General features: G+C 62.1%; 11 protein-coding genes and 2 pseudogenes. 4 read left to right on the top strand and 9 right to left on the bottom strand.

The window, feature by feature from the left end:
* Nucleotides 1–101: 101 nt before the first annotated feature.
* Entirely contained in the window at nt 102–1,154 is a 1,053-nt protein-coding gene (locus FCN77_RS11515) for an IS30 family transposase (RefSeq protein ID WP_217496303.1), read from the bottom strand.
* A gap of 1,046 nt (nt 1,155–2,200) precedes the next feature.
* Between FCN77_RS11515 and istA the strand changes: the two are divergent.
* Both istA and FCN77_RS11505 read left to right on the top strand, forming a co-directional pair.
* Nucleotides 2,201–3,337, top strand: a pseudogene (gene istA / locus FCN77_RS11510) (IS21 family transposase); the annotation flags it as partial.
* A 125-nt stretch (nt 3,338–3,462) separates the two neighbouring features.
* Nucleotides 3,463–4,248, top strand: a complete 786-nt coding sequence (locus FCN77_RS11505) for an ATP-binding protein (RefSeq protein ID WP_137321461.1) — start codon at nt 3,463–3,465, stop codon at nt 4,246–4,248.
* Between the two features lie 86 nt (nt 4,249–4,334).
* On the opposite strand, the gene FCN77_RS11500 is transcribed toward FCN77_RS11505, so the two are convergent.
* A complete protein-coding gene (locus FCN77_RS11500; protein ID WP_217496303.1) occupies nt 4,335–5,387 on the bottom strand; it encodes an IS30 family transposase in 1,053 nt (350 codons plus the stop codon).
* Nucleotides 5,388–6,183: 796 nt separating this feature from the next.
* Here FCN77_RS11500 and FCN77_RS26315 point away from each other — a divergent pair.
* A complete protein-coding gene (locus FCN77_RS26315) occupies nt 6,184–6,522 on the top strand; it encodes a hypothetical protein (RefSeq protein ID WP_137322370.1) in 339 nt (112 codons plus the stop codon).
* Nucleotides 6,523–6,538: 16 nt separating this feature from the next.
* Here FCN77_RS26315 and FCN77_RS11490 read toward each other — a convergent pair whose 3' ends face one another.
* Entirely contained in the window at nt 6,539–7,144 is a 606-nt protein-coding gene (locus FCN77_RS11490) for a hypothetical protein (RefSeq protein WP_175417236.1), read from the bottom strand.
* A 376-nt stretch (nt 7,145–7,520) separates the two neighbouring features.
* Between FCN77_RS11490 and FCN77_RS11485 the strand changes: the two genes are divergently transcribed.
* Nucleotides 7,521–8,690 (top strand): hypothetical protein, encoded by a 1,170-nt coding sequence (locus FCN77_RS11485; protein ID WP_137322368.1) that lies wholly within the window; start codon nt 7,521–7,523, stop codon nt 8,688–8,690.
* 80 nt (nt 8,691–8,770) lie between these two features.
* On the opposite strand, the pseudogene FCN77_RS11480 reads toward FCN77_RS11485, so the two are convergent.
* The 6 genes and pseudogenes from FCN77_RS11480 to FCN77_RS11455 all read right to left on the bottom strand — a co-directional run.
* Nucleotides 8,771–9,088: pseudogene (locus FCN77_RS11480) on the bottom strand (integrase core domain-containing protein); the annotation flags it as partial.
* A 114-nt stretch (nt 9,089–9,202) separates the two neighbouring features.
* Entirely contained in the window at nt 9,203–9,748 is a 546-nt protein-coding gene (locus tag FCN77_RS11475) for a tyrosine-type recombinase/integrase (RefSeq protein WP_217496241.1), read from the bottom strand.
* Between the two features lie 135 nt (nt 9,749–9,883).
* Nucleotides 9,884–11,067, bottom strand: a protein-coding gene (locus tag FCN77_RS11470) for an IS3 family transposase (RefSeq protein WP_137322366.1) whose coding sequence is annotated in 2 segments (ribosomal slippage) — nt 9,884–10,806 and nt 10,806–11,067 — 1,185 coding nt in all. Because the reading frame shifts where the segments join, the coding sequence is not laid out codon by codon here.
* A 66-nt stretch (nt 11,068–11,133) separates the two neighbouring features.
* Nucleotides 11,134–11,541, bottom strand: coding sequence for a site-specific integrase (locus tag FCN77_RS11465; protein WP_137322365.1), 408 nt, complete (start codon nt 11,539–11,541; stop codon nt 11,134–11,136).
* On the bottom strand, nt 11,538–12,497 hold the full coding sequence (locus FCN77_RS11460) for a tyrosine-type recombinase/integrase (protein ID WP_137321569.1): 960 nt from the start codon (nt 12,495–12,497) through the stop codon (nt 11,538–11,540). The genes FCN77_RS11465 and FCN77_RS11460 overlap by 4 nt, the downstream gene beginning before the upstream one ends.
* Nucleotides 12,494–13,636: a tyrosine-type recombinase/integrase gene (locus FCN77_RS11455; protein WP_254678954.1), complete on the bottom strand. Its 1,143-nt coding sequence runs from the start codon at nt 13,634–13,636 to the stop codon at nt 12,494–12,496. Before FCN77_RS11455 ends, FCN77_RS11460 begins: the two co-directional genes overlap by 4 nt.
* Nucleotides 13,637–13,650 lie beyond the last annotated feature (14 nt).

The raw sequence follows: 13,650 nt of genomic DNA, 5'->3' as shown, positions 1-13,650 counted from the left end.
CTTATCGTCTGATGCGTGTTAGCTGCAACTTTAAACTGACCAGAGACGGCAATTTGGATTGACCGTTCCTTGAATTCCAGGGGTCGTTGCAACACCCGTGCTTAGCTGGCTATCAGTAAATCACGTAGGCGCTCGGCTGGGGTGTCCCAGTCGAGCGTTTTGCGTGGTCGGGCGTTGAGTTCTTGGGCGACGTGCTCGAGGTCCTCGGGCCCGTAGGCGTTCAGGTCTGCGCCTTTGGGGAAGTATTGGCGTAGCAGCCCGTTGGTGTTCTCGTTGGATCCGCGTTGCCAGGGGCTGGCGGGGTCGCAGAAGTAGACGTCCATGTCGGTGGCGATGCTGAAAGCCTTATGTTTGGCCATTTCGGCGCCTTGGTCCCAAGTGAGGGATCCGCGCAGGTGCGCCGGTAGGGTGGACATGGTCTTGATCAGCCCGTCGCGGACTGATTCGGCGGTGTGGTCCACCGGCAGGTGCACCAACATCACGTATCGCGTGGTGCGTTCAACCAGCGTTGCGATCGCGGACTGGTTGTAAGCTCCGGTCACTAAATCCCCCTCCCAATGCCCCGGGACGGCGCGGTCTTCGACCTCGGCGGGGCGTTCGGAAATGTTGATCATCGGGTCACGGAAACGGTTGGTGCGTTCTTCGGGGTTCCTGTGCTGCTTGCGGCGGGTCCGGCCGGTGCGCAGGGCTTCTTTGACCTCGCGTTTGAGTCCACCGCGGGCCTGAAAGTAGAGGGCCTGGTATATCGTTTCGGGGCTCACGCGCATCTGCTCGTCATCGGGGAATTCCTTGATCAGGAGCTTGGAAATCTGTTGTGGGGACCAGCGTGTGAGGAGCTTGGTTTTCACGTAGTCGTGTAGTTCCCCGGGTTCTGCCAGCTTACTGTCCTTCGGCCGTGCCCGGGCCGCAGTGGCCGCCCGGTGAGCACCGTAAGGCCGGTAACCCAGCACCGGGTGGCTGTTGCGTTTGATCTCCCGGCTAATGGTGCCCACGGACCGGCCCAGCGCCCTGCCGATCGCCTGCATTGAGGTTCCTTGGGACCGCAGGTCCGCGATCCTCTCCCGCTCGGACAGGGACAGGTAGCGGGCGCTGACGGACTGCTCCAGCGCTTCCAACGCCACCGCGGGTGCCGGCTCAGCCACCGGCGCTGTCAACTCCGGTGCCGCTGCAGGGGCCGAAGGTTCCGCGAATGTAGTTGTCACTTCCTGTTTATACGGCAGATCCGCGGCATGACCTTGGGCCGCGGCCGTGTCCTTTGCAGTCTGTTGCCGGTCCCAGTTGTAGGAGCTCGGTTTGCTTGCACCGACTGCGAGGGCTGCGTCCCTCCGGCCGGCTCCTTCTTGGCGCAAGCGCAGGTAGTGAAGCTGCTTCGCCGATGGCCGTCGCGGACTGACGGAGACCAGACCGGCGGCTTTGGCCCAGTTGGAGCAGGTGGAGTAGTTCAGGCCGAGTTCTCTGGCGGCAACGCTGACGCTGCCGACTTCCCGCAGCAGGCCCAGGAACTCCTCAATCACCGACGGTGGGTGGCGCCGCGCCGGATCAGCATTCACAGTTCTCGTGGCCCGTGGTTTTCTCCCAGCAGGATTAACCTTGCCGGCCCAGTTATGCGCGGTGCTGATGTTCAATCCCAGCTCCTGGGCCGCCGCGGTGATGGTGCCGGCCCGGTCCAAGACGGCATAGAAGTGGTCCTTATCCGCCTGGGTGTACTGGCGCTGCGGCCTGATCCCTTCAGCGTTCGCCCACTTCTGGCAGGTGCTCCGGTTAATGCCGAGCTCCTTGGCCGCCGCGGCAACACTTCCCAACCGCTCAACGGCAGAAAGGAAATCCTGTCTTTGCGCACGGGTATGGGACTGCTGGGAACGCTTCCCCTGCGCCCCGGCTCTCGACCCCGGTTCTTTCGGTAGAGGAGATTTTTTCCTTAAGGAAGGACTACTTTTCGATGGTGATCCCATGGGTGTTGCAACTCCCGATTATTCGGGGGTGTTGCAACGATCGCTAGAACTCAAGTTCGCGGCAGTGGTTTTGACCAGTGGCTGCAAGTACTTTTGACCAGTTCTTGGCCGTGCGTGTGGCCGGGGCTTGCTGGGATTCCCTTGTCCATCCCCCCGTGTCATTACGGGGAGAGCCCCTTCCTTCCGCGGTGAAATAGCGATGCCAATCGTTTTTTGTTTCACCCATCGTGGGAAGGAAGGGGCTTGATGTGAAGTCTCCAGGAGAGTTCATGGAAATTTTAGCTGCTTATGATTTGACCCGGTCGTACCGGGATGCCGCGAAGATCTGCGGCGTTTCGCACAACACTGTCCGTTCGTATGTGAAGGCCCGGCAGGAAGGCGTCCAGGCGCCGGTCGCCCGCCAGCGGGGCCGGATCACCGACCCGTTCCTGCCGCAGATGAAGTCGCTGGTCGAGCAGTCCCGCGGGAAGATCCGCGGGGACGTTGTGCACGGAAAACTCGTTGATCTGGGCTATCCCGGATCGATCCGCACGACCCGGTACGTGCTGGCCGGGCTGAAGTCGAAATATCGGGCCCAAAACACGCGTGTTCACCGCCCCTGGACTGTGGAGCCAGGTTTGTGGCTCCAATGGGACTACGGAGACGGGCCCGTCGTTGACGGCGCCAAAACGGTGTTGTTCGTGGCCTGGCTGGCGTATTCACGCTTCCGTATCGTGATTCCCTTGCGGGATAAGACGATGCCGAGCGTGTTCGCCGCCCTGGACCGCTCTTTCAGGCTCATCGGGGGCGTCCCAACGTACGTTTTGACCGACAATGAGAAAACCGTCACGATCGAGCACGTCGCCGGGGTGCCGGTCCGTAACCCGCAGATCGTCGCGTTCGCCCGGCACTACTCCACCGCCGTGCACACCTGCATGCCGGCGGACCCGGCCTCGAAGGGCGGGGTGGAGAACGCGGTCAAGATCGCCAAAGCCGACATCGTCCCCAAAGACACGAACCTGCGCTCGGACTACGCCTCCTTCGCCGAGCTGGAAGCGGCGTGCGAGGCGTTTATGGAGGATGTGAATTCCAAGGTGCACCGTGCCACCCTGGAGATCCCCAGGGACATGCTGAGACTGATCGAACAGCCCAAGCTGCACCCGGTCCCGGCAGTGCCGGTGACGGCCAGTTTCGGGCAGGTCCGGCAGGTCCCGCCGAACACGCCCATGGTCACCTACGAGCACTCCCGCTACTCCGTCCCGCACACGCTGATGGGGCAGAGGCTCTGGGTGCGCGGCACCGACGCCGAGGTCATCATTGTCCATGTCGGCGAGCAGGGGCCGGTGGAAGTCGCCCGGCACGAACTTACCCGCCCCGGCGTGCCGGCGATCATTGATTCCCATTTCAGCACTACCCGGCACACCGTCACCGATCAAGGCCAGTGGCTGAGTCAGGGCACCAGCGCATGGGCCAACTTCGGCACCGCCAGCACAAATACCAGCGACGATATTGATCTTGAAGGAGCCACCGAATGAGCGCGACAACCCTTGCCGCCAGCCCGCTGGCGGATGTGGAGCACATCATCGCCTTGATGCGCACCACCCGCATGCCGCACGCCCGCGCCGTGGTCGCCGAGGTGTTGGCGACCGCGAAGGCCCAGCGCTGGGACCCCACAGAAGTCATTCGCGTCCTGCTCGAGGCCGAGGCGACCGGCAGGAACCGGTCGATGCTAACCACCCGGCGTAAACGCGCGGGGTTTCCCACCGGGAAAACCTTCGATGTCTGGGACGAGTCCCTCTCCACCCTCCCTGCGGCGACGACCTCGTTCCTGCGGACCCTGGAGTGGGTGCGGCGGCGGGAGAACCTGATCGCGTGCGGGCCCTCCGGGACCGGGAAGACCCTGCTGCTGGAATCCCTGGGCCAGCAGGCCATCGACGAAGGCATGTCCGTGTCGTGGCTGAGCCTGGAGGACCTCGGCGCCCTCGTGCGCCGGCACCGCATCGATGACAGCGTGAACAAAGCCATCACCCGCGTTACCAGCGTGGATTTGATTTGCATCGATGACATCGGACTCCTGCCGGTTTCCGGCGATGCCGCCGAGGGCTTCTACCGCGTCGTGGAGGCCTCCTACGAGAAGCGATCCCTGGCGATCAGCTCGAATATCCACCCCAGCGGCTTTGATGAGCTGATGCCCAAAACCATCGCCACCGCGACCGTGGACCGGCTTATGCACCACGCGCACCTATGCCAAACCAGCGGCGAGTCCGTCCGGCTCATGCAAGCCCAAAACGGGAAAGGAACCCGCCCGATGAACTAACCCGCAACGTGGTCAGGCGCCCCAACCCCAGCATGCCCCAGGCGCCTGACCAGCTTGAATTCCAGGGGTCGTTGCAACACCCGTGCTTAGCTGGCTATCAGTAAATCACGTAGGCGCTCGGCTGGGGTGTCCCAGTCGAGCGTTTTGCGTGGTCGGGCGTTGAGTTCTTGGGCGACGTGCTCGAGGTCCTCGGGCCCGTAGGCGTTCAGGTCTGCGCCTTTGGGGAAGTATTGGCGTAGCAGCCCGTTGGTGTTCTCGTTGGATCCGCGTTGCCAGGGGCTGGCGGGGTCGCAGAAGTAGACGTCCATGTCGGTGGCGATGCTGAAAGCCTTATGTTTGGCCATTTCGGCGCCTTGGTCCCAAGTGAGGGATCCGCGCAGGTGCGCCGGTAGGGTGGACATGGTCTTGATCAGCCCGTCGCGGACTGATTCGGCGGTGTGGTCCACCGGCAGGTGCACCAACATCACGTATCGCGTGGTGCGTTCAACCAGCGTTGCGATCGCGGACTGGTTGTAAGCTCCGGTCACTAAATCCCCCTCCCAATGCCCCGGGACGGCGCGGTCTTCGACCTCGGCGGGGCGTTCGGAAATGTTGATCATCGGGTCACGGAAACGGTTGGTGCGTTCTTCGGGGTTCCTGTGCTGCTTGCGGCGGGTCCGGCCGGTGCGCAGGGCTTCTTTGACCTCGCGTTTGAGTCCACCGCGGGCCTGAAAGTAGAGGGCCTGGTATATCGTTTCGGGGCTCACGCGCATCTGCTCGTCATCGGGGAATTCCTTGATCAGGAGCTTGGAAATCTGTTGTGGGGACCAGCGTGTGAGGAGCTTGGTTTTCACGTAGTCGTGTAGTTCCCCGGGTTCTGCCAGCTTACTGTCCTTCGGCCGTGCCCGGGCCGCAGTGGCCGCCCGGTGAGCACCGTAAGGCCGGTAACCCAGCACCGGGTGGCTGTTGCGTTTGATCTCCCGGCTAATGGTGCCCACGGACCGGCCCAGCGCCCTGCCGATCGCCTGCATTGAGGTTCCTTGGGACCGCAGGTCCGCGATCCTCTCCCGCTCGGACAGGGACAGGTAGCGGGCGCTGACGGACTGCTCCAGCGCTTCCAACGCCACCGCGGGTGCCGGCTCAGCCACCGGCGCTGTCAACTCCGGTGCCGCTGCAGGGGCCGAAGGTTCCGCGAATGTAGTTGTCACTTCCTGTTTATACGGCAGATCCGCGGCATGACCTTGGGCCGCGGCCGTGTCCTTTGCAGTCTGTTGCCGGTCCCAGTTGTAGGAGCTCGGTTTGCTTGCACCGACTGCGAGGGCTGCGTCCCTCCGGCCGGCTCCTTCTTGGCGCAAGCGCAGGTAGTGAAGCTGCTTCGCCGATGGCCGTCGCGGACTGACGGAGACCAGACCGGCGGCTTTGGCCCAGTTGGAGCAGGTGGAGTAGTTCAGGCCGAGTTCTCTGGCGGCAACGCTGACGCTGCCGACTTCCCGCAGCAGGCCCAGGAACTCCTCAATCACCGACGGTGGGTGGCGCCGCGCCGGATCAGCATTCACAGTTCTCGTGGCCCGTGGTTTTCTCCCAGCAGGATTAACCTTGCCGGCCCAGTTATGCGCGGTGCTGATGTTCAATCCCAGCTCCTGGGCCGCCGCGGTGATGGTGCCGGCCCGGTCCAAGACGGCATAGAAGTGGTCCTTATCCGCCTGGGTGTACTGGCGCTGCGGCCTGATCCCTTCAGCGTTCGCCCACTTCTGGCAGGTGCTCCGGTTAATGCCGAGCTCCTTGGCCGCCGCGGCAACACTTCCCAACCGCTCAACGGCAGAAAGGAAATCCTGTCTTTGCGCACGGGTATGGGACTGCTGGGAACGCTTCCCCTGCGCCCCGGCTCTCGACCCCGGTTCTTTCGGTAGAGGAGATTTTTTCCTTAAGGAAGGACTACTTTTCGATGGTGATCCCATGGGTGTTGCAACTCCCGATTATTCGGGGGTGTTGCAACGATCGCTAGAACTCAAGCAGTGTTCAAAAGTACTTGCCGCCACCGGTCAGTCCATTGCAGCCACCGGTCAACGCAAACTGCAGCCAGCGGTCAGTTTAAAGTTGCAGTTGACAGATGCAGACAGGGTTTCACAATGCGCCCGCAAGCCGGTCGATCACCGTGCTGCGGTAACCCCCGGCCCGGCCCGCACTGTGAACCGCAGCCGTATCTGGCCTTTTCTGTCAGCGATAAATGGCGGGTGTGCGTTTGAGGATCAGCTTACGGGAGAATTACCTTCTCAGCGCTGGTCTCGAACGTGAAGCAGGCTTCCAGAGACTACGTCTTGCACGCTATAGCCACGTGGCCGGTATTGACTCGTGGGCGTCCGTGCATCAGTCGTTCGATGGCCTGGCAGGCCTTTTCCTTGCTGGGGTAGAGAACGATGGGTGATATGAGTGTGGGGTTGGAATCGAACTCGAAGACGACCGATTCGACCTGCCGCGATCCGATGGGCGCACGGACCAGGCATGACTCTACGGACCGGAGGGTGGACCAGGGAATCGCCCCGAGCTGGATGATCTTCCGTCCTCCGCGCCAGAAACTCAGCCCTTCGGCGTTGGCTACGACGTCTACGCCGTAGCCAAACCGGTTAGCGCGTTTCAGCAGGGCCTTGGAACTCACGAAGGGGGGCAATAGGGCGTTGTTCCAGGTCATCTTGGCGATTGCGGCACCGGGGTTGCGTTCGTCTACGAGAAAGTGACGGCGACGCTCATTGTGCCGGGCGACCAGCACACCAACGCTCATGATCAAGCCGCAGATGATCAGGCCCAGAACTATGCTGAAAACTGCGAGTCCTGCGCTGTTCAAGGAGTGGATTTGGAGGATGAGCGCGACCAATCCCCCCACGAATACGACCGAGTGGGCGATGATGATCCCGACCACTGGATTGGTCAAACCACGAGGGGCGCGCCGCAATTTCATGGTCGGAGAGTATCAGGTCGAAGACCAACGCAGATTCACAAGCTGGCCGCCGAGTCACGAAGTGGGGCCGGATATAGCCGTCCTACGGGGGCCACAAACACGGAAGGTCCAACGGGACAGATTCGCCGCGTCAGGGGATTGTTCCGGATGAGGCCAGGCCTGCTGGCAGTATGCTGCGTTCTGAGGCTTTTCTTGGTGTGCCATCGATTTTGGGGGTAGGGGTATGCGTTTCTCCGGGGTTCTAGCTGGGGCCGCCGTTGGCGGCATTCTGTTGGTTGGCGCTGGTCCTGCGATCGCGGCCGGGGATGTCGTGGACGTCGGGGGAACTCCCCTTTGCGTGGTCGTGGACGCAGACGGCACCGCCTATATCGGCGACTACTCCTCGGGCGGAGGGGTAAGCGTTCTCCCTCCAGGGGCGGACAAACCGTCCCGGACTCTGACGACCGGTTACGGCGCGGCGGGAATGGCCCTATCCGCCGATGGCACTTTGTACGTCGAACGGTGGGATTTCGCCAAGCAGCAGGAGACGATGGGCGTGATCCCGAAGGGATCCTCCGGCGTGACGCGCACGATTGCCCTCACTCGGGGCGCCCACCTCATCGCCGCGGCGCCGGACGGGACGGTGTTTGTTCCCAATCCCGACCTTGGCACGGTCTCGGTCATACCGCCCGGAGCTGACGCGCCGGCGCGCGAGATCGTCGTGGGAGGGAATCCCAGGGAGGTGGCCGTCGCCAAGGACGGCATCGCCTACGTGACCAACCAGAATGACGGGACGGTCTCGGTGATCCCTGCCGGCGCGAGCAGCGTCTCACGCACCATCCAGGTCAGTTCCACGCCCGGGCGGACGAGCGACCCGCACGGGATCGCGGTTGGCCCGGACGGCACCGTGTACGTCACCAATATCACGGCCAACGACGTCGCCGTGATCAAGCCCGGAGACGCGACGGTCGCATACCGCGTGGCGGTGCCCGGGGGTCCGAAGGAAGTCGTCGTCGGTCCGGATGGAACTGTCTACGTCCTCTACATGGCCAACGGCCTATCCGTCATCAGACCTGGCGGAACGAGCGTTTCGCTCGGCCTGCCCACGGGCCAGGATCCCGGGCATCTCGCCCTCGAACCCGACGGGTCCGTCCTCGTCACCAACACAACTGCCAAATCCGTGACTGTCTTCGCGTCCCAGGTCCTACACGCCCCCCAGCCGCCCCAATCCAATGTTCAGGGGACACGGCTGCAGGTCGAAGAACCAGGTCCGCCGGCGCAGGCACCGTCCGACAATGCGGGGGACGGCTTCTGGGCCAGTATTCCGGTAGTCCTTGGTGCTGTCGTCGCGGCGGTACTAATGGGCGCTGCCGCGATGGTCCTGACAGCCAGACGGAGCAACCGTTCGAGAGCCCACGAGGTTCTGGGCATCTCCACTCGCACCGGCGGAGAGGCCGGAAGAACTCCCCATCCTCTCGGATCAAGGGCAGGGCTGAGGGTTGCAACGAACGACAAGATGTCGCGGTGAGGGTTCCCCTAACGGACTCCGATTACTTCGGAACTGGGGTGTGTCAAGGATGTGAGACAGCCGGTTAGTTTCTTTTTGGGTTAGGCGGCCGCAGGTAGCGGCTGGTTTTTGGTCTTGAAGTTGGCCATTGCTGTTGCCGGCGGCAGCCCATCATTGTTGGTGTGGGGCCGCCAGCGGTTGTAGAACACTTCGATGTAGCGCATGGTCGCCCGGCGGGCGTCCTGCCGGGTGGCGAAGCTGTGGTGGTGGTAGAACTCGTTCTTCAGGGATGAGAACGCCGACTCGGCGACGGCATTGTCCCAGCACACCCCGGTGGCCCCCATGGACTGGCGCACAGCGTTTCCGGTGCACCAGGCGCCCATTTCCCGGGAGGTGTATTGGGTGCCGCGGTCGGAGTTAAGCCGAATTCGGCTTAACTCGGATTATGCCGAGGTAATCGTTAAGCCGAGGTTGGGGAGTTTGCCCTTGTGATTCCTGGGTCGCGGCCCTGTTTCTCGGCTTAACGTTTCGTGCTATTTCAGTGAGTAGAGCAGCTGAAGTTCGTCGTCACTGAGCGCCTCGGTGCTCATGTCGCTGATTGCCGGGGTGGCGGCATTCATTGCTGTCCGCATCATGTCGAGGGTGGCGAAGGCATAGAACACGGAAGTGGTGCTCATGCTTTCGTGTCCAAGCAGCTGCATGATGATCGGTAACGGTATGCCTTGCTTGTAAAGGTCCATGGCCTTGGTCTTCCGCAGCATGTGGCAGTGGAGGTTGCCCGGGATCGAAGGGCACCGTTCGCGGGCGAGATCCCCGGCTTTCTTGAGCACCGCGGCGACGGTGTCGCTGGAAAGGGCAGTTGGTTGCCCACGGTGCGAGCTATAGAACAGGGGCCGCGTCGCGGGCCGGGTTGCGCGTTGCGGGTGGAACTCGTCGAGATAGACCTTGAGATGTTCCACGGCTTTTTCTCCCAGGGGGACAACGCGGCTCTTGTCCCGTTTTCCCGTGAGGGTCAAGTGGGCCGGTCTTGCCAGTGCCAGGTCGTCAATGGTTAGCGGTGATCTCGCCGACGCGCGCACCGCTGTCGTAGAGCAGGATGAGCAGCATGCGGTTCCGGCGTGACTTCACGTCCTTGCCGTCATAGGCGGCGAGAATCGCTGCCGTTTCGTTTGAGCTGCTGCGGGGATTTCGGACAGCGGAATTAGTGGATTCTTCTACGCTGCCAAGGCTGGCTGTTGATAACCATAGTGGACTTCGTTGGGCCGCCGGTAACCGAGCGCGGAGTGACGGCGCCGGCTGTTGTAAAACCCCTCGATGTAGCGAATGACGTCGCTCCGGGCTTGTGATTTTGTCGCGTAAACAGTCCGGTACACACGCTCGTTTTTCAGGGCTGAGAAGAACGATTCGGCCATGCTGTTGTCCCAGCACACGCCGGTGCGTCCCATCGAGGAGCGCATACCGAGGCTGGCCACCAGGGCCCTGAACTCGGTCGAGGTGTAGACGCTGCCCCGGTCGGAGTGCCAGATCGCGTCAGGCTCGATCCGGGTTGTGGCGGCGGCGTTCTTGAGCGCATCGGCGACGAGCCCGGTGCGCATGTGATCGGCGATGGACCAGCCGACGACTTTCTTTGAATAGCAGTCGATGACGGTGGCGAGGTAGACGAATCCTTGCCAGGTGTGGATGTAGGTGATGTCGCCGACGAACTTCACCCCGGGACGGTCCGCGGTGAAGTCCCGCTTGACGAGGTCGGGCATGCCCGCGGCAGCCTCAGCATCAGCCTCGGTGGTGATGCGGAACGGACGTGGCTGACAGGCCACCAGGCCCTGGCAGCGCATGATCTGCCGCACCAGCTCGGGTGAGCACTCGGTCTGTTCCGCGGCGAGGTCGGCATGGATGCGCCGGTAGCCGTAGGTGCCCTCGGACTCCTCGAAGAAGTGCCGGACCCGCGCCGTCAGGGCCCGGCGGCGGGCCGCCGTGGCCGATTGCGGGCGTGTGGCCCAGTGATAGAAACCGGACGTCGAGACGGCCAACCAGCGGCACATTTTCACGACCGAATTGAGATTGGCGGGCTGAGCTTTTTGGGAATCGATGAATTCGTACTTGCTCACTACCGCTGCTCCCGCGCGAAGTAAGCGCTGGCTTTTTTCAGGAACGCAGTCTCCGCCCGCAGCTCCTGATTTTCGCGCTCGAGCTCCTTCAGCCGGGCCCGTTCCGACACCGTCAGATCCACCTCCGTGCCGCCGTTGGCCGCCCGGTACTTGACCAGCCAGTTGCGGAGCGTTTCGGGGCCGACACCGTACGCGGTGGCCACGTCCTTGATCGGCCTGGACGTGTTGATCACCTCGCGGCACAACTCGTCCTTGAACTCCTGGGTAAATCGCTTGCGTGATGCGGTCATGCTGATCTCTACTTTCGGTAGACCCCCATTTTAAGAGGGCCCACTGTCCGAGATCTCTGTGGCAGCTCAGTTCTCCTGGAGGTATTCGATGGGTTTGCGCGGTGTGGCCGGTGCCTTGATGTTCTTGGCAGCTTGGTAAACAGCGACCAGGGTGAGGTCTTCCGCGGACGCGAAATTCAGGAAGGCCTTGACGGCGCTCAGGCGCAGGCCGATGGTTGCGGGCAGGTATTCCTTGGCTTGCCGCATCCATACCACCCAGTCCTTCAGGAATTGCCGGTCGAAGTGATCAAAACCGATGTTCTGGCGGCGGACCTGCTTCTCCGTGACCAGGTAATGGACGTAGCTCTCCAGACTGATCCGGTATGCCTCAATGCTGCGCGGCGCCATTTCCCTGACGTTGGGCAGGAAGTCGTGCAGGTAGTTCCGTGCGTAACCCCAGAAATCAGGGGTCGGTTCGTGCGTTGTGCGTTTCATTCGAATCCCACCTCGGGAAATACGCCTGGGCCGTCGTGGGTGAGTGCTGCGTAGCCATCCATGAAGTCCGGTGATGTGTGGATGTAATAGAAGGTGCTGTCCAGCGATGCGTGCCCCATGTAGCGGGCGAGGTAGGGCAGCATCGCATTGACGTCGGTGCCTTCGGCCATCCATCGTTCGATGTTGGCGTAGGCGAAATGGTGGCGGAAGGAGTAGGGGTGAGGCTGTCTGCCACCAACTGCTCGCGGCAACCCGGCTTGGTCCCAGATCCGGTTAAACGTGACCCCGATCGATGCCGGTGATACCGGGGCTGCGGTCGAGGAGACGAAGAACCCGGGACGCTGTTGCCCGAACTTCCTGCGGGATATCCGGTCGCAGTCGGCGAGAATATCGATGATCTGGCCGGTGATTGGCAGGCGCCGGCTCCTGTTGCCCTTGGACCACAGCACATCGATTTCCCGTTTGTCGAGGTCAACATCCCGGGGTTGCAACCTGCGGGTTTCGCAGGTCCGAAGCCCGCACGAATGCATCAGCGCAAAAAAGGCGACGGACTGCCATTTCCACGGCGAAGTGGTCTCCAGTTCAGTAGCGGATCGGAAGAACAACGAGATTTCTTCGCGGCTCAACAAGTAAGGCTGGGAGCGGAAGAATCCGCTCTTCCAGGATTCGGCAAGCACATACGCCTCCGCGTTGCCGTGGGTCCGCAACCAGCGGCCGAAATCCCTGATGTATGACATCCAGGACGGGCTGGAGCCCGGCTGGGAGGATTTCTTGAAGATGACCCAACCTTCGACGGCCTGCTGGTCAAAAGACCTCACCCCGTGTTCCGTGCAGTAGGTGTCGAAGCTGCGCAGATACCAGATGCGCGATGCACCGTAGCAGCCCATGCCCTGTTTGAAGGCAAGATACCGCGTCAATTCCCGGGCGAACACGCTGGTGAATTCATACGTGCTCATCGCGCTGCCCCTTCCGGCAGCGGAAGGACACACGAGCGCAACCGCTCGGTATCCGCACTCAGATACACATTGGTCGAGTCACTATGGGCATGACCGAGAATCGCCGAAATCGTCGGCAACGCGGTGCCCGCCCGCAACAACTTGGACGCCGCGTTGTAGCGAAGGGAACGCGTTCCAACCTTCACAGCTTCCACCCCGGACGCACGAAAGACCTTGTTGACGATCACGTAAATCGCCGTATGGTCAGCCAAGGCGACATGCGGGGCCTTCAGCCTCAAGAACATTTCTTCTTCGTCGGAGACCGGCCGCTCGTCAAGCACGTAGTGCGCAAGCTTGGCCAGGACCAGTGGCGGTAACGGCAGGGTCAGTGGGTTGCCGGTCTTTTGCTGCACGAGCCCCATCGTGCCGCCCCGCCAGTCGATGTCTGCCAGCCGCAGGCCGCGGATATCGCACGAACGCAACCCGGTGGACAACGAGAGCAAGGCAATCGCCGCGTCCCGTGAGGACACCAACCCTTGCCGGCAGGCGTCAACAACTTGTCCTTCAACTCCGGAATCGAGCAAGGGAACAATCTCGTGGTGCCGCCTGGTCCGGGCCAAGGCCAATGCATCAAGCAGATCCGTGCGGGATGTGAATTTCAGGAACGGGCGGAAGCTGGCAACCGCCGACCACATGCTCGACTCGGCCCACCGGCTTCGAAGGGACTCGAGAAATCCCAGAACGCTGGATCCGTCGGCGGCAGCCCACGAGGAAGTCCCGGCAGCTTCCAAGAAGTTCAGATACTCGCAGGCCAACGAACCGAAACTGTCTTGCGTGGAACGCGCGAGGCCACGCTGCACCATGTCTTGGGACCATGCAGCCAGCAACCCGGAGAATTCCGGGCTGTTGGGCCTTTTCCTCAGTTGCCCGCGGGGTCGTGTGGAAAGATCCACCGTGCCGGTGAGTAGACACGAGTCGAACAGCCACACCAACCGGCTGAAATCGGTGTGGCGCTGGGCGCTGTACCTGCCGGTCCGTGGGCTCGTTGTCATCGAGCCGAATTCCGTACCCAGCTTGCTTGTATAGACGCCTTCTTGTTTCTTGGCCAGAACACCCAGCCACTTGATGGACTTGCGATACTGGCCGATCGTGGACTGCATATAGCCGGCGTCTT

Source organism: Arthrobacter sp. 24S4-2 (assembly GCF_005280255.1).
Classification (GTDB): Bacteria; Actinomycetota; Actinomycetes; order Actinomycetales; family Micrococcaceae; genus Arthrobacter.
This window is presented reverse-complemented; position numbering and strand designations above follow the sequence as displayed.